The following is a 24,829-nucleotide window of genomic DNA, read 5'->3' as shown; positions in this document are numbered from 1 at the left end:
TCTATTTTTCTAAACCAAGTGCCTTATTATTACGGTCAATAATACGTTGTAAATTCGTCTCATATAAAGGAACTTCATCTACTGTTAGCTGAGATGATGTTAACTTTGGAGTGAATTGTTGCAACGTTTTTAAAAGGCGCATCATTAAATCTTGCACTGTAATTGTTTCGCCAAGTAATTCAGATAGTGAAGCCATCGTACTCGGTACAATTTCAGGATACGTAAATCTTGTTTCTTCGCCTTGAATTGCTACGTTGTAAAAATCACGAACGAGTGCGGCACGCTCAGATCCGCTTCCTGTCGCACATAAGTAAATTTGTACAGCAACGCCTCCGCGAATACGACGCTGAGAAATACCAGCAAATTTTTGATTGCGAATGCTCAAATCGTAGCTACCAGGACAATAAGAACCAACAATTTCTTTTGCTTCGATAGTAACATCGTAATCTTTTAACATTTCCTTAATTAAATGCCACATCGTATCGTATCCAAGATCGATATCGATACCCTTTTCTGTTTCTTGGAATAAAAGTGATACGTTTAAAACACCTTCATCAAGTACGACAGCAAGTCCACCAGAATTACGAACGATAACATTGAAGTCGTTTTCTTTTAAAAAGGAAATACCTTCTTCTAAATGTGGTAGGCGTGAATCTTGAATGCCAAGAACAATTGTATTGTGATGAACCCAAGAGCGCATTGTTGCAGCGGATAGACCATTTCCAATACTTGTGCATAACGTGTCATCCATTGCGAATGACTGAAGTGCATGGAAAGTTGGTCCTAAACTAGACTGATCTACAATACGCCACTCTGGCTGAGATAAAATCGAACGGGAATTGCTCATATAACTAACCCCTTATTTTTAAAATGACAATCTCTATTATAGCAAAAAATGTAGAAAGGGGTTTTCTCATATATAAAGGGAAGTTTAGAGGTGAAAGAATAAAAAGGATGCATTGCATGCATCCTTTTTATTCTGCAATTTTTTCTAAGTTACCGTTTCGATCCATGCGGAAAGATGTTTGTGAGCGTTCCTCATCATCCATTACTGCTAATTTACGAGCACGGTTCATAATATTCATAAGTGTTTCGTAATCCTCTTGTACAGTATGAGATTGTTGTTCTAATTTTTCTAGTTTCTTTTCTAGTTCTTCATTTCGCAGGATTTGCGTTTTAATTTCTTGTTTCAATCTCGTATTCTCGTTTTCAAGAGCTGTTACTTTTATATTTGAAGATCCAACTGTTTGTAAAAAGTAAATAACATCTTGCATTGTTATTGAGCTTTTTGGAGCAGGGACAGTCGGCTTTTGATATGGAGTAGCTTCTGTATATTGAACAGCTGTTTCATACGGTACGTGTTCTTCATAATCAGTTATCGCCGCCGCTGAAGCTGGTGGTGTGTAAAGCAAACGTTTTTTTGTCTGTTCACCGCCCGCAGCACGCATTTTATCTTTACGATGTTTTTTTGCTAGTTGAAGAGCTTGTTCATAGCTATAGCGAACAACAGCATTCCAGCGGAAACCACAAGCAGCAGATGTGCGATTTAACTGATCTCCTACTTCTTCAAAAGCATTTAATTGAGTACTTCCTTCTCGAACATGGCGAAGCACCGTTTCAGCAAGCAATAAATCGTCCTCGTCTGTCCAAGCATCTTGTCTTACTTTCATAGATTCAACTCCCTTTCTTTTTATGAACTTCCTATTTTTATAATGGGCAAAAAAATGAGCTTTTATACAAAGCTTTTAAAAATATGGTAGATTTCAATGAAGAGAAGAAAAGTGGCTATGAATGATGAAAGCTTTTGAAGGAGAAAATATAAAAAATAGGTAGCTTTATATAGGAATAGAGCTACGCCCGGAGACTTGCAACAAGCTTCAAAGAGCGGTAAAATACCATTTAGTGTTTATTTTTAAATGTACTTGTGAAAAGTTTAAAATAGAGGAAGTGTTATATATAATGGGAAACGAATTTCGTGTGTGTGATGATTGTCAGGCAACGAACGTTAAAACGTTGATTCCGAAGTTAAAAAAAGTAGATTCATGTGCAACGATTGAGGTTGCATGTCAGTCTTACTGTGGCCCTGGTCGTAAAAAATCATTCGCGTTTGTAAATAATCGTCCAGTTGCGGCTCCAACAGAAGACGAATTAATTGTAAAAATTGAAGCAAAATTAAATAAGTAAGAAAAAGAAGAGTGAACAGATTACTCTTCTTTTTTTATGTCCATAAGATAGCGTTTTGTATGAATTCGTATTTCAAAATAATGGTTGACAGTCTTTTGACGTGGTAGGTAGAATAGAAAGTGTCTGATTCTGAGAATCATTATCATGAAAAAGTCAATTCACCTAATTTTTTTATTATTATTTGAGAATAAATTTCATTTTATTAAATATATGTTGTTGGTTAGGATGGTTGAGGGATGGAAGCGAGCGCAAGGAGTATAGAACAGCAAGATGTGAATGTTAAAGAGATTAAGAGCAGACCACTCGTTGCTTCTATTATTTTAATAGCAGGCACAATTTTGTTAGCTTTAAGTATGGCAGTTTCTATTTCGTTTGGTGCAGCAGATATTAGTTTAAAGACCGTTTGGCAAGCTGTATTTCAGTTTGATGGTTCCATAACGCACCATAACGTAATTCAAGAACTTCGCATGCCTAGAGCAATAGGGGGCGTAGTTGCAGGTGCTTTTTTAGCGGTATCAGGTGCAATTATGCAAGGTATGACACGAAATCCACTTGCATCTCCATCGTTAATGGGGATTACAGATGGTGCTGTATTCGGAATTGCAATTATGTATGCATTCTTCCCTAATTCACCTTATTTAATGTTTGTTATCGCATCTTTTATTGGAGCTGCGTTTGGAGCGAGCATTGTATATGGTATTGGGTCTTCTTCACCAGGTGGATTAACGCCTGTAAAATTAGCTTTAGCAGGTGCAGCAATTAGTGCTTTATTAGGGGCAATTTCATCTGGAATTGCATTGTATTTCAACCTTGCCCAAGAGGTAAGTATGTGGAATGCAGGCGGTGTTGCCGGAGTGAAATGGCAAAGTATTAATATGTTAGTACCGATTGGTCTTGTTTGTCTCGTTATAGCAATTATGATGTCGAGATATATCACAATTTTAAGCTTTGGTGAAGAAATTGCGATTGGACTTGGTCAAAATACGACATTAATTAAATTTATCGGAACAGTACTTGTTCTTGTATTAACAGGTTCTGCGGTTTCTATGGCAGGATCAGTTGGATTTGTTGGACTTGTAATTCCGCATATGACTCGTTTCCTTGTAGGCTCAGATTATAGATGGGTTATTCCATGTTCTGCGGTCTTAGGTGGATTGCTAATTGAATGTGCAGATATGTTATCTCGCGTTATTAATCCACCATTTGAAACGCCAATTGGAGCAATTACAGCGCTAATTGGGGTGCCATTCTTCCTCTACTTAGCACGTAATGAAGGGAGAGGAAAGATGTGAGGACGAGCGTCTTAACAAAAAAGAACGTTTCTATTTTAACGATTTTAGTAGGATTAATTGTTGCTGTATTTTTAATAAGTTTAAATACAGGAACATTTAAAATTCCTCCAATAGATGTATTAAAGTCACTAGTTGGATTGGGTGCAGAAGATCAATCTGTTATTTTATTTGAATTTCGTATGCCGCGTATGGTTATTGCTATATTAGTTGGTTCTGCATTAGCTATGTCAGGTGCAATTTTGCAAGGGCTATCACGAAACCCACTTGCTGATCCAGGTATTATAGGTATTAACGCCGGAGCGGGATTAACAGTTGTTGTATTCGTCTACTTTTTCTTTGGAAAAGTTGGAACTGGTACATTTTTATCTGTATTTATCCTTCCATTCTTCGCGCTAGTTGGTGCGATATTAGCAGCGGTTATTATTTATTTACTAGCATGGAAAGACGGTGTTTCATCAACTCGATTAATTCTTGTTGGTATCGCTGTTGCAGCCGGATTTGGTGCGGTTAGTTTAATTTTCTCTATGAAGATGACATCTAACGACTTCCGTTTTGCAACGATTTGGTTGGCAGGAAGTTTATGGGGAACAGATTGGAAGTTCGTACTAAGTGTACTCCCATGGATGATTATTTTCTTACCACTTGCCATTAGTAAAGCGCACATATTAAATGTAATGAATTTAGGCGACTCTACAGCAGTTGGCCTTGGTGTAAACGTAGAAAAGGAAAGACGTAAATTATTATTTATTGCAGTTTGTTTAGCTGGTGCATCTGTTGCGGTGGCGGGAGGCATTGGTTTTATCGGTTTAATGGCTCCGCATTTAGCGAGACGCCTCGTTGGTGGTAAACATCAAATTATGTTACCAACGGCTGCATTAATAGGAATGTTCTTGCTTTTATTTGCAGATGTAATTTCAAGAAGTGTGTTACCAACTTCAGAAATACCGGTCGGTCTTGTTATTTCTGTAATTGGCGCACCATATTTCATATATTTACTTATGAGGACAAAATAAAGGGAGGCTTTTTGTATGGCAACTTTAGCAGTTGATGCGGTATCTGTTGGGTATAATGAAGGGTTAATTATAGATGGATTAACAGTTGAAATTCCGGAAGGACAAATTACAACGATTATTGGACCAAATGGTTGTGGGAAATCCACATTATTAAAAACGGCTTCTCGTATTTTGAAAGCAAAACGAGGTACTGTTTATCTTGATGGAAAAGCAATTGAGAAACAGCCAACGAAAGAAATCGCAAAGAAAATGGCGATTTTACCACAAACTGCAGAAGTGCCAACAGGCCTTACTGTGTTTGAACTTGTTTCATATGGACGTTTTCCTCATCAAAAAGGATTTGGAACATTGAAAGAAGAGGATTATCGCTACATTCATTGGGCACTTGAAGTGACGGGGATGACAGAATTCGCAAATCGTCCAGCAGAAGCTTTATCAGGTGGTCAACGTCAACGTGTATGGATTGCGATGGCTCTTGCACAAGGAACAGATTTACTTGTGTTAGATGAACCAACAACATACTTAGATATGGCTCATCAACTTGAGGTATTAAACTTACTGAAGAAGTTAAACAAAGAAGAAGGCAGAACGATTGTTATGGTTATTCACGATTTAAATCATGCTTCTCGTTTCTCTGATCATATGATTGCATTAAAAGCAGGTAAGTTAATGAAACAAGGAACGCCAGATGAAGTTATGACGAGTGAAACACTTCGTAACGTATTTGAGATTGAAGCGCAAATCGTTCCATGTCCAGTAAACTGTAAACCAATTTGTTTAACATACGATTTAGCGATGATTAATAATCAATTGCGTAAAAAAGCATAATTAATAGAATTTCCCCCTCTTAAAGAGGTGAGAGGGGGAGTTCTAATGGACGTTGAGCTTCTTACCCACGGATGGGAAGTTGAACGCCCGTTAGAACGGGTTATAAACAACAGTTAATAAAAATATATTAATTAAATGTTGTTTCGTTTCTTATAGTTACATGCAAATTATAAGAGAAATACAGCTAGAAGGAGTCGGAATATGAAGAATTTTAAAATGGCACTATTAGCAATGGTACTAGTTGTTACTTCTGTACTATTTGCAGCTTGTTCTAACAAAGAAGAAGAAAAGAAAGCAGATGCGAAAACTGAAGAGCGCACTGTACAACACGCAAAAGGGGAAATTAAAATTCCTGCAAATCCAAAGAAAATTGCTGACCTTAGTGGTTCAACAGAAGAATTATTAATTTTCGATATGAAACCGATTATTACTGCAAATACAACACAAGAAAAAATTGATTCACATATTGAGAAGAAATTGAAAGATGTAAAACCGGTTGGTTCTGCGTGGGGCGATAAAATTAACATCGAAGCAGTGGCTGCTGCAAAACCAGATTTAATTATTGTAAACAATCGTCAAGAAAAGATTTATGATCAATTATCTAAAATTGCACCAACAGTTATGTTAAAAACTCCATTAGACCAATGGCGTCCAAAATTCGAAGAAGTAGGTCAAATCTTCGGTAAAGAGAAAGAAACAAAAGAATGGTTCAAAAAGTATGATGAAAAAGCAAGCAAATTACATGACAAAATCGTTGCTAAAACTGGCGATGCAACATTCATGAAAATGGCTGCATATCCAAATGCATTCCGTGTATACGGTGACTACGGTTACGGTAGCGTAATCTTTGGTGATTTAAAATTACCAGCAGTTAAAGGTACACCAACTGATAAACCGTTAGTACAAATACAAAAAGAAGCTTTAATTGATTACAACCCAGATTACTTATTCGTATTTACAACTGGTGACGGTTCTCAGCGTCTAAAAGAATTCCAAGAAGAATCAATTTGGAAAAATATGAACGCTGTTAAAAACAACCATGTATTTACAATCAGTAATGAAGATGTAAACAAAGGATACTTCCCACTAGGTAAAGAAATGATCCTAGACGAAGTTACTGAGTTCATTTTAGGAAAATAATATATAAAGAAAAATCACCTTTGCTTTGGTAAAGGTGATTTTTCTTTATATAACAGGAATTAATATAGTCTTTCATTTCTTTCTGTTTCCTATATCGTTTATAATATATAGTAAGAATGCAGTAAAGAAAGGGGGATGTCGGAAAGTGGTATATTTAAACGACAAACTCAGCGAAACAAAAGTGTTTAAAGACCCAGTACATAAATATGTACACGTGCGTGATCGCGTTATTTGGGATTTAATCGGAACGAAAGAATTTCAACGCTTGCGCCGTATTAAGCAGCTTGGTACGACATTTTTTACATTTCACGGTGCAGAGCATAGTCGCTTTACTCATTCGTTAGGTGTATATGAAATTATTCGTCGTATGATTGATGATGTGTTTGATGGCAGACCGAACTGGAATGCTGAAGATAGATTGTTATGTTTATGTGCGTCATTACTTCATGATGTCGGTCACGGCCCATTTTCTCACTCGTTTGAAAAAGTATTTTCGTTAGATCATGAGAAATTTACCCAAAAGATTATCGTTGGTGATACGGAAATTAATCGTGTGTTAAGCCGTGTGGATAAGGATTTCCCGCAAAAGGTAGCAGATGTAATTGCGAAAACATCTACTAATAAATTAGCGATTAGTATGATTTCGAGCCAAATTGATGCCGATCGTATGGATTATTTATTAAGAGATGCATATTTTACTGGTGTAAAGTATGGGAACTTTGATATGGAACGTATACTGCGTGTCATGCGCCCGTACGGTAATCAAGTTGTCATTAAAAATAGTGGTATGCATGCTGTAGAGCATTATATTATGAGCCGTTATCAAATGTATTGGCAAGTATATTTTCATCCGGTAACACGTAGTGCAGAAGTAATTTTAACGAAGATTTTACACCGAGCTAAATCGTTGCATGAGAAGTATTATGCGTTTAAAAATCATCCTGTTCATTTCTATTCTTTATTTGAAGAAGAAGTAACAGTAGAGGATTATTTAAAGCTAGACGAGAACGTAATGTATTATTACTTCCAAGTATGGCAAGAGGAAGAAGATCCGATTTTAAGTGACTTATGCCGTCGTTTTATGAATCGAAATCTATTTAAATATGTGGAGTTTACAGATAAGCACGGTTTAGATAATTGGATGGAGCTAAGTAGCTTATTTAAAAAAATTGGACTAGACCCAGAGTATTATTTAGTTGTTGATTCAACATCAGACTTACCGTATGACTTTTACCGCGCAGGAGAAGAAGAAGAGCGTCTGCCAATCTTACTTCTTATGCCGAACGGGGAACTTAGAGAGCTTTCGCGTGAATCGGATATTGTTGAGGCGATTACAGGTAAGAAGCGAACGGATCAAAAGCTATTCTATCCGCATGATTTAATCTATGAAGATGGAAGAAAAGGAAAATATAAAGAGAGAATTATCGAGTTGTTAGAAGGAAAGAAATAAGAAGCAGCTAAGAGCTGCTTCTTATGAAAAAACTTGAAATTATTTGTCGCTTAAGCGTTTTCCGCCAACTGCATAATGGTTTTTAGACATTTCTTCGATGAAAACAACGATGTTTTCTTCAGGAGCACCAGTTGTTTCGCTTACTGCTGCTGTTACTTTCTCAGCAAGAGCTTTCTTTTGTTCTTCTGTGCGTCCTTCTAGCATTTTCACTGTTACGTATGGCATATATAATCGCTCCTTTTATGTAAGTTACACTCTTATTATAGCGGATTATGAGGAAGAACAATCGGAAAAACAAATAATTTCTTTTTTTGACATATTGAAGAGGAGATGAAGTATGGATCAGTTATTTAGATACCCATTGCAACAAATTCCGTTGGTAGCAATGGCGATTATTATTGCGCTATCTGTGCATGAATTTGCACATGCGTATGTTGCATATAAATTTGGAGACGATACAGCGAAAAAGCAAGGGCGTTTAACGTTATCACCGATGGCTCATTTAGATCCTATCGGTATGATTGCTGTATTAATTCTTGGATTCGGTTGGGCAAGACCCGTGCCTGTTAACCCATATAACTTTAAAAGACCGCGTCTTGCAGGAATATTAGTTTCTATTGCGGGACCGATAAGTAATCTTATCTTAAGTGCAATTGGTTTAATTATTTGGTATAGCTTAATAACATTTGGTGTGTTAGATGCGATGCCACTTGCAGTAGCAGATACGCTGGATCAATTTTTCCAAATTTTTATTATGCTTAATATTGTTTTACTTGTATTTAATTTATTACCAATCCCGCCACTTGATGGTTATCGCGTTGTGGAAGATTTAGCACCAGCAAATATTCGTGCGAAAATGACACAGTATGAAAAGTATGGATCAATTGCGTTATTAATTCTTGTTATTACACCGCTTAGCAATTACACAATTCAACCTATTTTCAATGTTGTTATTCCATATGTATTAGTATTTTTACAAAATATCATTGCGCCTATTTTCAGGCTTTTTTAATCATTAAGCGAGGAGGAGTTTACATATGACAGAGAAAAAGAAAAAAATCGGTTTTAATATCGTGAAAAATGATTCAACAGATGGACATGGTGGTTTTGGCGTTGGGGCATTAAGTTTAGAAAATATTTCTCCTGTATTTGTTGATGTATTAGAGAAAACTGCGTTCGTTGATATCGGTGCGATGCATGCGCGTAGTACAGTAGAAAAAGGAATTAAGTTTTTAACAAATAAAGATGAAGTTCCAAACGGAAAACCGTTTTGGCTTGTTTGGGTAACAATTGAAAGAACACCAAACGGTGCTTATTACGCAGGTGCAACAGCCTGTGAAATGACAGTTGATCGTGAAATTCGCCGCGGATATAAATCACTTCCAGAGCATGTAAATAAAATGGATAAATCACTAAAGCGTCACATCATGATTGATCATATGGATGAATCATCTAAAAAAGTACTTGGTACATTCTTAAAAGAGCATAATGAAGCAATTTGGAACGAATCTAGTGAAGAATTGCGCCACGCATTATTAGGCGAATAAAAATAGCTGACGGATTTCCGTCAGCTATTTTTTTACCACGGGAGATATTTTTTCCACCAACCCGTCTTTTTCTTCTCTTCACTAACCTTTTCGAACTCTTCCTTATCATCAACGTGATCCATACAATACTCTGTTGGCTCTGTACCTTTTGCGAAATACATTTTCACAGAAATGGGACAATTTTTTGTAGCAATCTTACCGTTTTCAGGATTAACATCGACTGCAACAACATCTGCTGGTTGTTTGAACTCTTGTTTAGGCTGTCCATCTAATCCTTTTTCCATTGTATCGGTCCATATTTTTTTTGCGTATCCTTGTTCTGCTACGTTTGAAATGGATTTAGGTTGATCGTATCCAATCCAAACCCCTGTTACGAGCTGCGGGGTAAATCCAATCATCCAACTATCAGTTTCTGTAGAACCAGACTTTCCAGCATATGTTCTTGATAGTTTTGATAACATCGATTGACCGGTCACAGCGGCATAACTGCTTAGTTTTTTATTAAACATGCCTGCCATCATTTCTTCCATCACAAAGGCTTTGCTTTTATCTAGAACTTGTTTACTTTCTAAATGAGCGTCGTATAGCATATTTCCTTCATGATCAACGATGCGCCTTATAAAGATTGGTTTTACTTCTTTCCCGCCGTTTGCAAACATGCTATAAGCATTGACCATTTCAATTGGTTTTACAGGAGATGTGCCGAGAGCAAGAGACGGAACATCTTTTAATGCGCTAGTAATACCGAATTGCTTCGCTGTTTTTGTAAGAATGTCTTCGCCTAAAAATAGATTTGTCTTCACAGCATATACGTTATCAGAAACAGCGAGTGCTTGTGCCATTGTCACAAAGTCGTCTGCATAATAGTTTTTATAATTTTTCGGTTTATATTTGGAAACACCGTCACCTAAAGTGAATACAGTGTATTCGCTTTTTAAGCGTGTGGCAGGGGTGAATCCTCGTTCTAAGGCTGCATAATATAAGAACGGCTTAAATGTAGACCCGGGCTGACGAGCGGCTTGTGTAGCCCTGTTAAATTGACTCGTATTATAATCAGTTCCACCAACAAGGGCAGCCACTTCACCCGTTTTTGGATTCATAGAGACGAGGGCAGTTTGGATGTTTGTTGTTTCAGGTATATGATTTTTTACAGCTTGCTCTGCTACAGATTGTAATTTAGGGTCTAGCGTTGTATAAATACGTAAGCCACCTCGCTGTAAGGCTTGCTCATCTAATCCGATATCACGAAGAAGAGAAGCTTGTACAGCATCTTGGAAATAAGGCGCGACCTCTGCCACTTTTTTCGTATCTAATGAGGCGAAAGTTAGCGGTTCCTTTTTTGCCGAGGCAGCTTGCTGTTTTGTAATATAACCTTGTTCTACCATTTCATCTAGTATGAGAGATTGACGCCCTTTAGCACGCTCTTCTTTTAAAAAGGGAGAGTAGAAGCTAGGTCCTTTCGGAATGCCTGCGAGCATACTAGCTTCCGCTAATGTTAATTCTTTTGCAGTTTTATCGAAATACAGGCGAGAAGCAGCTTCGATTCCGTAAGCACCATGCCCGTAATAAATTGTATTTAAATATCCTTCTAAAATATGATTTTTATTATAGTTCACTTCAAGGCGAACGGTATACATTGCCTCTAATAGTTTACGCTTCCACGTTTTATCATGATCTAAGTATAGGTTACGAGCATACTGTTGTGTAATAGTACTAGCACCTTGTACTTTTGCCATTGCTTTTAAATCGGCAACAATGGCACCAACAATGCGCTTTATATCAAATCCATGATGTTTGTAGAATCGTTGATCTTCAATAGATAGTGTTGCCTCTTTTACATAAGGAGAAATTTCATCAAGAGATACATTATAGCGCTTTTGTGTTTCATTACTTTGCCCTATAACAGTGTCATCATTAGCGTAAAAGACACTCGTTTGCGGCACTGCAACAGGGGGAGGCCCCATAATTTTTGCAGCTATAATGATAATAAAAAAGGAAAAAACGAAAAAAAGAACACAAGAAAACATTACGGTGAAGAAAAGACGTTTATATTTTTTAAGTTTTGGATTCATAGTTTGATCCATCTTTTTCAGCCCCTCATTAATACAAGCATTATTGTATTAGTATTGAGGGTTTTCGTTTATTTTAAACAATGAAATTTTGAAAACAAAAAAGCCCCTTCAATTAAGAAAGGAGCTCAAAGGCACGTGCTGGCCAATCGGTAATGATGACATCTACACCATAGTCAATCATAGTTTGTAAATCTTTATATTCATTAATGGTGTAAGGACGAAAAACGTATCCTTGCCCCTGTGCTAATTGGACAAACTCTTTCGTTAATAATTGAAAGTTTGGATGTAATCCAGTCGCCTCGCGCCTTTTTGCTTCAGCAATAGGATCTGCAAGTGGTGTATCGTACAAAATCGCTCTTGGAATTTCTGGAGCAATTTCTGCTAATAATGAAACGGAATCGTGGTTAAATGATGAAAATGCAATTTGATTGGATAGATGATATTCACGAACAAGAGCAACAACTTTTTCTTCAATATTTGGATAATGAAGAACATCTGTTTTTAATTCAATGTTAAGTTGTAAATTTGTTGTAGAGAGCCAAATAAATACTTCTCGTAATGTTGGGATTTTCGCCTCATGGAAAGAAGGATCTTTATGGCTACCAGCATCTAAAGCTTGTAATTCCTCTACAGTTTTCTCAGAAACAAGTCCCACGCCATTTGTTGTGCGGTCCACCGTTTCATCATGAATAACAACTAGTTCACCATCTTTTGATAGATGAACATCAAGTTCAATTCCGTGAGCCCCAATGCGTTCAGCCTCTTGGAAGGCAATCATCGTATTTTCTGGGTGTGTTCCTTTTACCCCGCGATGAGCGAAAATAAGTGGTTTATTCATGTGGAAATCTCCTTATCATCTCTTTTCTTTCATTATGAAACTGCTTTGAGAAAAATACAATTCATATGACAAACATTTACAAAAGTATAACAGTTGCACAAAAGTTAACGTTAACGTAAAATGTAATAATCAGTGAAGGGAGGAATACACATGTATAAAATTGATGAAGTAACAAAGCAAGTTGGTTTAACAAAGCGTACACTTCGTTATTATGAGGAAATTGGTTTAATTCATCCCCCAGAACGCAGTGAAGGGAACATTCGCCTGTATACAGACGAGGACATTGCGAGAATTAAAAGGATTGTGGAAGCGAAAGAAGTACTAGGAATTACGCTTCAAGAAATGCAACATTTCTTATCGTTAAAAGAAAGAATGGAACAAAGAAGAAATAGTGAGAATCCGCGTGACCGTGAAGTGATTCAAGAAATTAAAGAGATGCTTGAAAAACAAGTGCAAACGTTAGACGAAAAAATGGAGCAAATGCAGCGTGTTAAGGCAGAGCTAGAGGATAGTTTAAGCCGTGCAGTTACATTTTTAGAGAATACAAAAGGAGAGTAATCAAAATGGAGAGCAAACAAAAATTAGGGAGATTGATTACAGTGGTGGCTACCTTCCTTGCCTTTTCAGGTATAGGAGTAGTCGACCCAATTTTACCAAGTATTGCTGAACAAATTGGTGCTTCGCATTGGCAAGTCGAGATGTTATTTACAGCATATATTTTAACGATGGCAATTATGATGTTACCAGCTGGAATATTTGCATCAAGATTTGGTGATAAACGAATGATGACGATCGGTCTTGCGATTGTAACTGTATTTGCATTTATATGTGGTATATCGCAAACGATTGCTCAATTATCTCTTTTCCGCGCGGGGTGGGGATTAGGAAATGCGATGTTCTTCGCAACGGCGATGACATTATTAATTGCATTAAGTAAAGAAGTTCATGAAGCGGTAGGATTATATGAAGCAGCTATCGGTTTAGGGATGGCAGGTGGCCCATTGTTAGGTGGTATATTAGGTGGACATTCTTGGCGTTACCCATTTTTTGCGACGAGTATTTTAATTTCTTTAGCATTTATTTTAGTTTTCTTTTTTGTAAAAGAACCGGAGCGAAAAGTGAAGCGTAAAGCGGCAGGCGTAGGAGAATTACTTAACCTGGTGAAGTATAAACCGTTTATGCAAGGTGCTATTTCGGGAATGTTATACTACTACGGATTTTTCGTCGTGTTAGCATATTCACCACTTATTATGCATTTATCTGCTATTCAATTAGGATTTGTATTTTGCGGATGGGGATTAGCATTAGCTTACGGATCAGCAATTTTAGCGCATAAGCTAGAAGGTAAATATGAACCAAAAACATTGTTAAAAGGTAGTTTACTCGTATTTGCGATTTTCTTAATTGCACTATTCTTCGTTAAAATTATGTGGTTACAAATCGTGTTAATCGTTCTATCAGGATTAGCATCAGGCTTAAATAACGCGTTATTTACAAGTTATGTAATGGATATTTCACCTTATGAAAGATCTGTTACATCAGGTGTTTATAACTTCGTTCGTTGGTTAGGAGGCGCGATTGCTCCAATTTTATCAGGAGTCATCGGTCATACAGTTTCACCACAAAGTCCGTTTTTAGTCGGTGGAATTGTTGTGTTAGTTGGTTGCGTAATGATCTTAATTCCGATTCGTAAACCGGTAGAAATAGAGACAAAAACCCTTTCTTAAGAAAGGGTTTTCTTTCCTATTATAGAGCAATCCCTTTTCACATATATGTTAGAACCCTCTGACTAAAATATATTTTCGGTATTTTTGTACTTTTAACTATACTTTTTGGATGTTTTGTTTTATTTTTGTTAGGGGACATTAATGATGTCCCTATTATAAATTTGCATTGAAAGGCGTGATTGTACGATGGAACTATGGTTCACTGAAAAGCAAACAAAGCATTTTGGAATTACGGCGCGTATTAACCGCACATTACATACGGAGCAAACAGAATTCCAAAAACTTGATATGGTTGAAACGGAAGAGTTCGGAAACATGCTTATTTTAGATGGCATGGTTATGACAACAGAAAAGGACGAGTTCGTTTATCATGAAATGGTAGCGCACGTACCTTTATTTACACATCCAAACCCTGAAAACGTATTAGTAGTAGGTGGTGGCGATGGTGGTGTTATTCGTGAAGTATTAAAACACCCAAGCGTAAAGAAAGCAACTCTTGTTGAAATTGATGGAAAAGTAATTGAGTACTCTAAACAATACTTACCATCAATTGCAGGCGCATTAGATGATGAGCGTGTAGAAGTAAAAGTAGGAGACGGTTTCCTACACATCGCAGAAAGCGAAAATGAATATGACGTAATTATGGTAGATTCTACTGAGCCAGTAGGCCCAGCAGTAAACCTATTTACAAAAGGCTTCTACGCTGGAATTTCTAAAGCGTTAAAAGAAGATGGTATTTTCGTTGCTCAAACGGACAACCCTTGGTTTACACCAGAACTAATTACAACTGTGTTTAAAGACGTAAAAGAGATTTTCCCAATTACTCGTCTATACACAGCAAACATTCCGACGTATCCAAGTGGACTTTGGACGTTCACAATCGGATCTAAAAAACATGATCCATTAGAAGTAAGTGAAGAGCGTTTCCATGAAATCGAAACGAAATATTACACAAAAGAATTACACAATGCAGCATTCGCATTACCGAAATTTGTTGGCGATTTAATTAAGTAAGAGCGTTAAATTGAAATAAATAAAGTGTAAGTAACTCATTTAAGGTGTTTGTCTAGAAGGCTTGAACATGCTAGTTACTTACACTGCTACAAATGAAGTAGTCTTCTTGTGATAACAAGAAGGCCCAGGTAAATCGAGAAAGAGGAGCAATGCGCTCCAAATTTGAGAAATAGTGAAAGGTTGGGATACCTTAAGTTCCACATAAGGAGGAAAAGAATATGCGTTTTGATGAAGCTTATTCAGGTAAAGTATTTATTAAAAGTCATCCAAGTTTTGAAGAGTCAGAGGCAGTTATTTACGGGATGCCTATGGATTGGACAGTAAGTTTCCGTCCAGGATCTCGCTTTGGCCCTGCACGTATTCGTGAAGTATCAATCGGTCTTGAAGAATATAGTCCGTATTTAGATCGTGAACTAGAAGAGGTAAAATATTTTGATGCGGGTGATATCCCATTACCATTTGGGAATCCACAGCGCAGCATAGACATGATTGAAGAATATGTAACAAAACTATTAGATGCCGGTAAGTTTCCACTAGGTCTCGGCGGAGAGCACTTAGTGTCTTGGCCAATTTTTAAGGCAATGGCAAAAAAATATCCGGATTTAGCAATCATCCATATGGATGCTCATACTGACTTACGTGAGTCATATGAGGGAGAGCCTTTATCCCACTCTACACCAATTCGTAAAGTGTGCGATTTAATTGGTCCGGAAAACGTATATTCTTTCGGTATTCGTTCTGGAATGAAGGAAGAATTCGAATGGGCAAAAGAAGTAGGTATGAACTTATATAAATTTGACGTATTAGAACCGTTAAAGGAAGTATTACCGAAACTTGCAGGACGCCCAGTCTATGTCACAATTGACATCGACGTATTAGACCCAGCTCACGCTCCTGGAACAGGAACATTAGAAGCTGGAGGTATCACATCTAAAGAACTATTAGAGTCCATCGTAGCAATTGCAAATTCAAATATAAAAGTAGTCGGAGCAGACTTAGTAGAAGTAGCTCCAGTCTACGATCATAGTGATCAAACACCAATCGCAGCAAGCAAATTCGTGCGGGAAATGCTGCTCGGTTGGGTTAAATAAAAGCGTAGGCAGCTCGCTCAGAATGTGAGGGGGATGGAGCTTCAGACGTAGAGGCGTTTTTTGCCTCGAAGGAAGAAGCGAAGCCACCGATCATTCTAGCCGCTGTAGCTGGATAAAGTAAAAGTGAAGCCGACTCAAAAAGTGTTTTGAGCCGGCTTCTTTTATTAATAGGTAGGTTATTATTGTCTTATTTAGTAGTTAAGTCGATATCCTTTGTCGAAACGTCGATATATGCGGAGTTGTGTTCAATATAATTTCACTTACCGTCATGCGACATAAAAAAGAGCTATTCTCAAACGATGAGAATAGCTCCCTTTCTTTACGCAACTTTCTCTTCCGAAGTAATTCCGCGAATTTCATCAGCAGAACGGATTGGATATTTGCGGAACACAATGGAACCGACGTATCCAATAATAGTGGTAACGATTCCACATAATACGGCAGCAATCGTTACTTTTATTACATCATTAAATCCGAACAGTACGAGAAGTCCTGGAATTGGTGATGCTGTCCCTGGTGCATTATTAACGAGCTGGAATAGCGACGTAATAATACCGGCAAGCGCACCGCCAACAAAGTTTGTCATATAGATAGGAATTGGATTTGCTGAGACAACATCGGCCTGTGTTAACGGCTCGATTGCCACGGCGATTGTATCTTTCTTTGAACAGATTTTTAGTCGTTTAAAGAAAATGAAGTTCATTGGGGCAGAAGCTGCTACGGCAAGACTACCAATTGCCATTGGTAAACCAGTTAATCCAAGCATTGCAGTTAGTGCCATAGAACTTAATGGAGATGTAGAAATAACTGTTATTAATCCACCAAGCATAATACCCATAATGATAGGACTTTCTGTAGTCGCAACTGAAATCATAGAACCGATTTTACCGAGTGTTGCGTTAACGAGTGGATCCATAAGCATGGCCATTCCACGTGAAATTGGTGCGGCAATACATAGAATTGCTAAAAATTCTACACCAGCTGGTAATTTCTTTTCGAGAAATTTCACGACGAAAGCACAAACGTATCCAGCGAAAAATCCTGGTAAAATACCGAATCCACTAGTAGCTATACCGATTAAAACAGCGTATACGGGTGAGACACCGATTGCTAATGCGACTAAAATTGCCGCTGCGACACCGCTCATGCTACCAGAAGCTACTCCTACTGATTGTAAAAAGTCATTATGAAACATTTCTCCACCAATATAACGGTGAAATGCTTCAATAAGAAAACTTGCGATTGCTGCATTAGCTAAAGCGCCCATTGCTTTCATTCCGTAAGGCGCACGGTAACTGAAAAGTGTAAATAGACAAAGTACAACAAGTAATAGTGCTAAACCTTGCAAGATAGCCATTTGAAAATTGTCTCCTTTGATTTTTGTAATAAAAATTTGTATCATTCAATAATAATATAAAAGTTTGTTAAACGGAAAAAATTTTTATTGGGAAATTGCTGTAAGGTGAAAAACTCTTACAATAATGTAAGGAAAGTGTAAGGCATTTCGATAGAGTATAGTATGCCTTTTTTCGTATAATACAGGTATAGACATACGGCTAGTGAGAAAGAAGTGCAAACAGGAGGCGCATTTATGAAATTGGTAATTAAAGTTTTAGCTGTGTTCGCCATTATTTTAGGTGGAACAGCATATTATTTAAACACGAAAACAGAAGGTGTGCATGCTTTTGTAGACAACTTCTTTTCAAATAAAGAAATACAAGATTATTATGCTGTTATAGATAAAAGTGAGAAAAAAGACGATGAATATTTGTATACATTTAAAGGGTATACAGAAGATGGAAAGCTACAAGTTATTAAAAGAATGGTGAACCGTGAATTGCATACGGGTGCTTTTATAAAAATTTATGCAAAAGGTATGCAGGGAAAAGGATGGGCTGAAATCTCGAAAGAATCAATCCCGCAAAAAGCGTTGCAAAAAATAGAAAAACCATAAAAGGAGCGAATCGTTCGCTCCTTTTTTAGTGCGTTAAAATGGTGATAGCTGAACTTTCTTTATTAGAAATGATTTTTGCCCTTCCGCCAATTGGGAAAGTAAAAATAGGAGTTGTATGTCCGAAACTTGTATTTGCAATGATAGGTATATGTGTAAGTTCAGGCTTTGAAGCAATCATTTCTTGAATGTCTTCTATCGTACATTCTGCTCCTTTTTGCATTCGTCCTATAACAATGCCTTTTACATGTTCAAAGTCAGGTTGATGCATAAGAGAATGTAAATATCGATCAAAAGTTTTTAGGGTAGATTTTCCTGTTAAACTATCCTCTTCAAGAAATAAAATTTTGCCCTGTAAGCTTGGCATATATGGTGTACCTTGCAGTAAATTAAATGTGCTCATATTGCCACCAATAATATCTCCCATCGCTTCCCCTTCTTGAATTGAAACATATCCTTCATTTTTAATAAATTCTCGATTTTCTTGATCCATATACCAAGAGTCATCGCTCCAAGTTTCAGCTGGTAGTATTTCAATAGGTTCATGAGAAGTTAAGCACTTTAAAAAGTAATCGGTCGTATAATCGAGCCCTTTCTCCATTCCAAATGAAGAGAAGTGAGGACCTGAATATGTAACTAAGCCTGTTTTAGCATAAATCGCGTTACTTAAAGCGGTAATATCAGAATAACCGCAGAAAATTTTCGGATTTTCTCGAATTAAATCATAATCGAGATGTTTCAATAAACCATTAGAGTTGTATCCGCCAAGTGTCGTCAAAATGGCTTTTACATTAGGATCTCTAAATGCTTCGTGGAGGTCTTGAACTCGTGAAGAAATAGAAGAGGAAGCGAATCGATCTATCTCATCAGCATATTTTGAGAATGTAACTTGAAAGCCTATGTCGCTTAATCTTTTTATAGCAAGGTCTCTGTTTTCATTTGAGACAATACTTGAACTACAAGATGGTGAAATAACCCTTATTTCATCACCTTTTTTTAATTTTGTTGGTAGCACCAAATTCACCCCTTTAAATGAAAGAATATTTAGATTTAAAAAATATTTTAACATATGAAATAAAGTGAAGGTGAATTATTTTTTGAAAAGGAGTTTTCCTGATTTTTCAGCAGACAGACAGAGTCTTTTTTTGATATGATAGGAAAAGTGATTTATTATAAGTAGTATTTAATATCTATAACATTTGAAGGGTGTGCAAGACGTGAAGAAACAACTTGCAGGCTTGCCGGTACACGTTCATTTCGTAACAGAAATCCGTGAAGGGGCGAGGAAGGAAACCGTTGCTTTTGAAGCAAATGGTCAATACTATGTAAAAGGTCAAGGTACATATATAACATTCCAAGAGCCGAACGAACAAGGCGAAGTGAAAACAATTATTAAAATTCAAGATGAACAAGTTCTCATTATGCGTTCAGGTGCTATTTCTATGCGTCAGACGCATGTGAAAGGTGAATGGACAACTGGTACGTATACGAGTGAACTTGGTACGTTTGCATTGCAAACGAAAACTGATAACGTTCTTTTTAAATGGTCGGATGAAAAGAAAAAAGGACAACTCTTCTTAACGTACGCATTGCTTCTAAGTGAACAAGAAGCTGGCAGATATACAATTACACTTAATTTGAAGGAGGCAAAATAATGAATTCTTTAGAACAAGTAAAAGGATTGATTAAAGAAGAAATTCAAGCTGCTGTATTAAAGGCAGAACTAGCGACAGAAGAACAAATTCCAAACGTTGTATTAGAATCTCCAAAAGATAAAACAAATGGTGACTTCTCTACAAATATGGCAATGCAACTTGCACGCGTTGCGAAAAAAGCACCTCGTATGATTGCAGAAGACTTAGTTGCAAACTTCGATAAAGCAAAAGCTTCTATTGAAAAAATTGAAATCGCTGGTCCTGGTTTCATTAACTTCTACATGGATAATAGCTACTTAACAGACTTAATCCCAACAATCGTCAACGCTGGTGAAGCATACGGTGAAACGAATACTGGTAAAGGTGAAAAAGTACAAATTGAGTTCGTATCTGCGAATCCAACAGGTGATCTTCACTTAGGACATGCACGTGGTGCGGCAGTAGGTGACACTTTATGTAACGTATTAGCAAAAGCAGGATATGATGTATCTCGTGAGTACTACATTAATGATGCTGGTAACCAAATTCATAACTTAGCTCTTTCTGTTGAAGCTCGTTACATGCAAGCTTTAGGTTTAGAGAAAGAAATGCCAGAAGACGGTTACCATGGTGCGGACATCATTGGAATCGGTAAACGCTTAGCTGAAGAGTTTGGCGATCGTTATGCAAAAGCTGATGCAGAAGAAAGTTATGAATTCTATCGTTCATACGGTTTAAAATATGAGTTAGCAAAACTTCAAAAAGACTTAGAAAGCTTCCGTGTTAACTTCGATGTGTGGTTCTCAGAAACATCATTATACAAAAACGGAAAAATTGATCAAGCTCTTGCTGTATTAAAAGAGCGTGATGAAATCTTTGAAGAAGGCGGAGCAACTTGGTTCCGTTCAATGACTTATGGTGACGATAAAAACCGTGTATTAATTAAAAACGACGGTTCTTACACATACTTAACGCCAGATATCGCTTACCACCGTGATAAATTAGAGCGTGGTTTTGATAAGCTAATCAACATTTGGGGTGCTGACCACCACGGTTACATTCCTCGTATGAAAGCTGCTATTCAAGCGCTAGGTTACGATAAAGAAACACTTGAAGTAGAAATCATCCAAATGGTACAACTGTACCAAAATGGTGAAAAAATGAAGATGAGTAAGCGTACAGGTAAAGCAGTTACACTTCGTGAGCTTATGGAAGAAGTAGGCGTGGACGCAATGCGTTACTTCTTCGCAATGCGTAGCGGTGATTCTCATTTAGACTTTGATATGGACTTAGCTGTATCAAAATCTAATGAAAACCCAGTATACTATGCACAATATGCTCATGCTCGCGTATGCAGTATCCTTCGTCAAGGTGAAGAGTTAGGATTAGCTACAGGCGGAGACGTGAATTACAAACTTGTTACTTCTGAGAAAGAAGTAGAGTTACTGAAAAAACTTGGTGAATTCCCAGCTGTAGTTGCGGATGCAGCGCAAAAACGTCTGCCACACCGCATTACAAGCTATGCATTTGAATTAGCAGCAGCATTACACAGCTTCTACAATGCAGAAAAAGTATTAAACCAAGATAACTTAGAATTAAGTAAAGCTCGTTACGAATTAATGAAAGCAGTACGCACTACACTTCAAAATGCATTAGCAATCGTAGGAGTATCTGCACCAGAAAAAATGTAATAGACAAAAGAAAAGATACTTATTTTTGTTTAGAAGTGATATACAAGTTGATATAAAGACATCTGATCAGTCTATACACTGATTAGATGTCAAAGAAAGAAGATCAACGAAAAGACGTATGGGGAAGAACCTCACGTACGTCTTGATGAGGGTAAACTGAAATAAAAAAGAGATGGCAGAGCTGTCTCTTTTTTTTATTTCAGTTTTCTAATATAAATACATGTGACAAATATATGTTATGGTGATGAAGTGAAAATAGTAAAATACCAATTAACTATTGATTTTTAGGAACGATTCTAGAATAATAGACTGTTGGGGGTAAAATTATCAAAAATCCATATATGTATTATTAGTTGGTGGAATGTTACTAGGAAATGGTGTGATTGTTGTAAAAAACATTGTTACAGCTATGCCAAATACTAAAATAACAATTCATCTAACCAAGTATCTAACCAATTAGTAATTAATCTTGAAAACTTCCAGCTTAGTCAAGAAACTAGGGGGATATGTTTAAAATAGTACATATAGTACAATTGAAGTTTTCATGATTTGATAAAAAATAATGAAAGGATATAAATCTCTCGGTTTTGATATTATCATCATATATAAGCTCATTTTAATTCTTCGACATAGCCATGGAACCCATTAGGCAAAGTGTTTTTTCTCGACACTCATTTATATACTCCAAAAATGAAAAGGCTGAATTTTGTATTTCTATGCGATTTACATGAAATCAGTTGACAATCATACTCTTTTTTAGTTACCCCCAAATTCGGTCCACTGTATTCAAATTTGGAGAATATGACTATCATCTTGCATAGGCAAACAATACTTCATCCAGAGCGTTTTTAATTATATAATGCTGGCGGTGGAACGCTTCTTGTTCTACTTGTTTCGGTGTGTAGGTCGGCTGTGTAACTAAACACAAAAGGTTTTAACATATGGCCAATTTCACCGCAACTTATAATGGCAGAAAACGCATCTTCAATAACATCTTTTAGAATACGAGTATCCAAGTATGTTTCACAGTTCGAACTTTCCTTGGCTGATATGCTAATTTCGATTATAGATGGTACTTCTTGTTATTCTTTAGGAGGATAAGTAAGGAAGTTGACCAAATGCATATTTACTGTGAAGTAGCTAGGCCATACTTATCGGTAACGAATTTTTCTGTATTTATAGGGCAAACGTTTGCGCTGAATATGAAGAAATTTCGAGAACTCTACGGCATAATAAGACGAAAGACTGTTATGAGTTTTATCGTGAGTACTTTTCGAACTGTCTTCTTCTGACTTTAAAGTTATTCTATGGTCCGTTCATGTGTACTTGTAATTTGAATTTCTTTATCAAAATTTGTCCTGTATCTGTTTTTGTTAAACAGTATATACGAGAAATGAAATGTCAGGGGAATTAGACGAATCTATATAAGAGCCAAACTGCAAGTTTCTAAGTAATAGAAGGATTGAAAAAGAGAAAAAGATGATAATAGCTGTCAAACATATTTTAGTAAATTGGCTTAATGACATTGAATTGTAGAACCTTTGTTATAGTATGCTTGTACCAGGATCTATCTATTTTTAATTTTATAGGAGGATAACATAAAATATGTATTTAAAAAGAGTTACTTCGATTTTTTCGATTATAATGATTTTCATGTTTACTATAGGTCAGAGTTTGCTACCTATAGTAGCAAATGCACAAGAACTAAACACAGCAGGACTTGTGGATAGTTTTCAGATTGGTAAAACAAATCTAAGTACCACAGAACGGACTAAAGTCACTGTAAACTTCAGTGAAAAAGATGGACTTAGTCTGAAGCCTGGAGACACACTAACATTAACACTGCCTCCAGAATTAAAAGGATTAGATAGGGAGTTTCCATTAGATGACTATGGTACTTGTAAAGTCACTGCAGGTACTGTGGTATGTACATTTAATGATAAAGTGAGCACATATGAAAATATTCAAGGGTATTTAAACTTTTTCGTGGAAGCCACTAATGTAGGAACGGATCAAAAGAAAGAGATTGAAACCAATTTCGGTACAACTGTAGATAAGCAGTCTGTAACAATTACCGGTCCAAGTAGTGGCGGTGGCACAGATCCTGGAAAGCCACCGTTTTTTTATAAAACTGGTGATATGAACTCAGGTAAGGACAATGAAGTACGTTGGTTCTTGAATATAAATTTAAATAAAGAAGAGTTAAGTCGTGATATTGTTGTGACTGATAATTTACAGGAAGGTCAAACACTTAATAAGGATAGTTTCTATATAAGTGTAGATAATTACCTAGGTAATCGATATTTAACGCTACAAGAGTTTGAACAGCAAGGTTACGGAACGATTACCTTTACTGGTGACAGATCATTTAAAGTTGTGCTTAATAAGGATAAAGCGGGTCTTGCTGCCTTTTCGATTGGTTATACATCTACTATAACGGAAGCCGGAAAGAAGCAAGAGTTTTTTAAGAATGATTATACGATTGATTACCAAGTTCTAAACGAAGAACCAGTTAATGAATCGGGTAGTCACCCAGTCGAAAATATGACAGCTGGCGGTGGTGCTACTGGTAACAAGGTTCCAAAAGGAAAGCTGAAAATTGTTAAGCATATTGAAGGAAATAAAGAAAAAGTAATTCCGAATGTTTCGTTTAAGTTGTATAAAGAGTCTGGTGAACAAGTTGGGGGCGAATATAAAACAAATGAAAAAGGGGTAGTTGAAACTCCTCAATTATCACCAGGTAAATATTATGTAGAAGAGGCTTCAGCTCCAGACTATATTGATTTCGATCCTCAGAAAAAAGTAGAGTTTGAAATAAAATCAGATGATGAAAATGGAGTCGAACTGGATATTCCAAATAAAGTGAAAGCTACATCTGTTTCAGGAACGAAGATGTGGAATGACAACAACAATAAGTTTGGTAAACGCCCAGAAAGCATCACGGTTCAATTGCTTCAAAATGGTAAAGAGTTTAACAAGCAAGAAGTGAAAGCTGATAAAGAAGGCAACTGGAATTTCAGCTTTAAAGATCTACCAAAGTACGATGGACAAGGAAATGCGTACACGTACACAGTAAGTGAAGTAAAAGTAAACGGATATGAAACAAAAGTAGACGGAACAACGATTACGAACACTTACAAAAATACGGACAAAACAGAAGTTAGTGGTAAGAAAGTCTGGGAAGACTACAACAATAAGTTCAACACACGCCCAGAAAGTATTACGGTTCAATTGCTTCAAAATGGTAAAGAGTTTAACAAGCAAGAAGTGAAAGCTGATAAAGAAGGCAACTGGAATTTTAGCTTCAAAGACCTACCAAAGTATGATGGACAAGGAAATGCGTACACGTACACAGTA

23 protein-coding genes are annotated in these 24,829 nt (G+C 36.7%); 16 read left to right on the top strand and 7 right to left on the bottom strand.

Going from position 1 to position 24,829, the window contains the following annotated elements; translation table 11 throughout:
- Position 1: 1 nt before the first annotated feature.
- Both lipL and CQ058_RS21030 read right to left on the bottom strand, forming a co-directional pair.
- Positions 2-847, bottom strand: a complete 846-nt coding sequence (gene lipL, locus CQ058_RS21035) for an octanoyl-[GcvH]:protein N-octanoyltransferase (RefSeq protein ID WP_002034931.1) — start codon at positions 845-847, stop codon at positions 2-4.
- Positions 848-974: 127 nt separating this feature from the next.
- Positions 975-1,670, bottom strand: coding sequence for an RsfA family transcriptional regulator (locus CQ058_RS21030; RefSeq protein ID WP_002016365.1), 696 nt, complete (start codon positions 1,668-1,670; stop codon positions 975-977).
- Positions 1,671-1,959: 289 nt separating this feature from the next.
- Between CQ058_RS21030 and CQ058_RS21025 the strand changes: the two genes are divergently transcribed.
- The 6 genes from CQ058_RS21025 to CQ058_RS21000 all read left to right on the top strand — a co-directional run bounded on the left by CQ058_RS21025 (position 1,960) and on the right by CQ058_RS21000 (position 7,907).
- Positions 1,960-2,184, top strand: coding sequence for a YuzB family protein (locus CQ058_RS21025; RefSeq protein ID WP_000526075.1), 225 nt, complete (start codon positions 1,960-1,962; stop codon positions 2,182-2,184).
- Between the two features lie 236 nt (positions 2,185-2,420).
- Positions 2,421-3,476, top strand: coding sequence for a FecCD family ABC transporter permease (locus tag CQ058_RS21020; RefSeq protein ID WP_002113119.1), 1,056 nt, complete (start codon positions 2,421-2,423; stop codon positions 3,474-3,476).
- Positions 3,473-4,489 carry a FecCD family ABC transporter permease gene (locus tag CQ058_RS21015; protein ID WP_105589958.1) on the top strand — a complete coding sequence of 339 codons (1,017 nt, stop codon included), beginning with the start codon at positions 3,473-3,475 and terminating at the stop codon, positions 4,487-4,489. Before CQ058_RS21020 ends, CQ058_RS21015 begins: the two co-directional genes overlap by 4 nt.
- A gap of 15 nt (positions 4,490-4,504) precedes the next feature.
- The gene (locus CQ058_RS21010) at positions 4,505-5,317 is read left to right on the top strand and encodes an ABC transporter ATP-binding protein (RefSeq protein ID WP_000212073.1); all 813 of its coding nucleotides are present in this window, start codon (positions 4,505-4,507) and stop codon (positions 5,315-5,317) included.
- 201 nt (positions 5,318-5,518) lie between these two features.
- A complete protein-coding gene (locus CQ058_RS21005) occupies positions 5,519-6,457 on the top strand; it encodes an ABC transporter substrate-binding protein (protein WP_002191310.1) in 939 nt (312 codons plus the stop codon).
- 145 nt (positions 6,458-6,602) lie between these two features.
- The gene (locus CQ058_RS21000; RefSeq protein WP_002130105.1) at positions 6,603-7,907 is read left to right on the top strand and encodes an HD domain-containing protein; all 1,305 of its coding nucleotides are present in this window, start codon (positions 6,603-6,605) and stop codon (positions 7,905-7,907) included.
- Positions 7,908-7,946: 39 nt separating this feature from the next.
- On the opposite strand, the gene CQ058_RS20995 is transcribed toward CQ058_RS21000, so the two are convergent.
- Positions 7,947-8,132 carry a 2-hydroxymuconate tautomerase gene (locus tag CQ058_RS20995; RefSeq protein WP_001147171.1) on the bottom strand — a complete coding sequence of 62 codons (186 nt, stop codon included), beginning with the start codon at positions 8,130-8,132 and terminating at the stop codon, positions 7,947-7,949.
- Between the two features lie 112 nt (positions 8,133-8,244).
- Between CQ058_RS20995 and CQ058_RS20990 the strand changes: the two genes are divergently transcribed.
- Both CQ058_RS20990 and CQ058_RS20985 read left to right on the top strand, forming a co-directional pair.
- Positions 8,245-8,919, top strand: coding sequence for a site-2 protease family protein (locus CQ058_RS20990; protein ID WP_002016358.1), 675 nt, complete (start codon positions 8,245-8,247; stop codon positions 8,917-8,919).
- 25 nt (positions 8,920-8,944) lie between these two features.
- Positions 8,945-9,454, top strand: coding sequence for a YwhD family protein (locus tag CQ058_RS20985; RefSeq protein WP_002016357.1), 510 nt, complete (start codon positions 8,945-8,947; stop codon positions 9,452-9,454).
- A 32-nt stretch (positions 9,455-9,486) separates the two neighbouring features.
- On the opposite strand, the gene CQ058_RS20980 is transcribed toward CQ058_RS20985, so the two are convergent.
- Positions 9,487-11,538, bottom strand: coding sequence for a transglycosylase domain-containing protein (locus tag CQ058_RS20980; RefSeq protein ID WP_002068524.1), 2,052 nt, complete (start codon positions 11,536-11,538; stop codon positions 9,487-9,489).
- Between the two features lie 100 nt (positions 11,539-11,638).
- Positions 11,639-12,364, bottom strand: coding sequence for a glycerophosphodiester phosphodiesterase (locus CQ058_RS20975; protein WP_002089801.1), 726 nt, complete (start codon positions 12,362-12,364; stop codon positions 11,639-11,641).
- A gap of 150 nt (positions 12,365-12,514) precedes the next feature.
- Between CQ058_RS20975 and CQ058_RS20970 the strand changes: the two genes are divergently transcribed.
- The 4 genes from CQ058_RS20970 (at position 12,515) to speB (ending at position 16,196) form a co-directional block, all read left to right on the top strand.
- On the top strand, positions 12,515-12,922 hold the full coding sequence (locus tag CQ058_RS20970; RefSeq protein WP_002016353.1) for a MerR family transcriptional regulator: 408 nt from the start codon (positions 12,515-12,517) through the stop codon (positions 12,920-12,922).
- 5 nt (positions 12,923-12,927) lie between these two features.
- On the top strand, positions 12,928-14,091 hold the full coding sequence (locus CQ058_RS20965; RefSeq protein ID WP_002016352.1) for an MFS transporter: 1,164 nt from the start codon (positions 12,928-12,930) through the stop codon (positions 14,089-14,091).
- A gap of 186 nt (positions 14,092-14,277) precedes the next feature.
- Complete coding sequence (gene speE / locus CQ058_RS20960; protein WP_000424693.1) at positions 14,278-15,105, top strand: polyamine aminopropyltransferase; 828 nt, start codon at positions 14,278-14,280, stop codon at positions 15,103-15,105.
- A 218-nt stretch (positions 15,106-15,323) separates the two neighbouring features.
- Positions 15,324-16,196 carry an agmatinase gene (gene speB, locus CQ058_RS20955; protein ID WP_002016350.1) on the top strand — a complete coding sequence of 291 codons (873 nt, stop codon included), beginning with the start codon at positions 15,324-15,326 and terminating at the stop codon, positions 16,194-16,196.
- A gap of 319 nt (positions 16,197-16,515) precedes the next feature.
- On the opposite strand, the gene CQ058_RS20945 is transcribed toward speB, so the two are convergent.
- Entirely contained in the window at positions 16,516-17,553 is a 1,038-nt protein-coding gene (locus tag CQ058_RS20945; protein WP_002191307.1) for a PTS sugar transporter subunit IIC, read from the bottom strand.
- 234 nt (positions 17,554-17,787) lie between these two features.
- Here CQ058_RS20945 and CQ058_RS20940 point away from each other — a divergent pair, with 234 nt between their 5' ends.
- Positions 17,788-18,150: a YxeA family protein gene (locus tag CQ058_RS20940; protein WP_002130097.1), complete on the top strand. Its 363-nt coding sequence runs from the start codon at positions 17,788-17,790 to the stop codon at positions 18,148-18,150.
- A 25-nt stretch (positions 18,151-18,175) separates the two neighbouring features.
- Here CQ058_RS20940 and CQ058_RS20935 read toward each other — a convergent pair whose 3' ends face one another.
- Positions 18,176-19,216, bottom strand: coding sequence for a S66 family peptidase (locus CQ058_RS20935; protein WP_105589956.1), 1,041 nt, complete (start codon positions 19,214-19,216; stop codon positions 18,176-18,178).
- Positions 19,217-19,364: 148 nt separating this feature from the next.
- Between CQ058_RS20935 and CQ058_RS20930 the strand changes: the two genes are divergently transcribed.
- The 3 genes from CQ058_RS20930 to CQ058_RS20920 form a co-directional block, all read left to right on the top strand.
- Positions 19,365-19,802 carry a YwiB family protein gene (locus CQ058_RS20930; protein ID WP_002089794.1) on the top strand — a complete coding sequence of 146 codons (438 nt, stop codon included), beginning with the start codon at positions 19,365-19,367 and terminating at the stop codon, positions 19,800-19,802.
- Positions 19,802-21,472, top strand: coding sequence for an arginine--tRNA ligase (argS, locus tag CQ058_RS20925; RefSeq protein ID WP_002184507.1), 1,671 nt, complete (start codon positions 19,802-19,804; stop codon positions 21,470-21,472). The genes CQ058_RS20930 and argS overlap by 1 nt, the downstream gene beginning before the upstream one ends.
- A 1,605-nt stretch (positions 21,473-23,077) precedes the next feature.
- Positions 23,078-24,829 (top strand): Cna B-type domain-containing protein (locus CQ058_RS20920; RefSeq protein WP_142396382.1); only part of this gene is annotated, 1,752 nt, incomplete at its 3' end.

The sequence above is a fragment of the Bacillus sp. MYb56 genome (assembly GCF_002976445.1).
In the GTDB taxonomy this organism is placed as follows: Bacteria; Bacillota; Bacilli; order Bacillales; family Bacillaceae_G; genus Bacillus_A; species Bacillus_A mycoides.
Note: the sequence above shows the minus strand (reverse complement) of the source record. Positions and strands in the feature narration are given on the sequence as shown.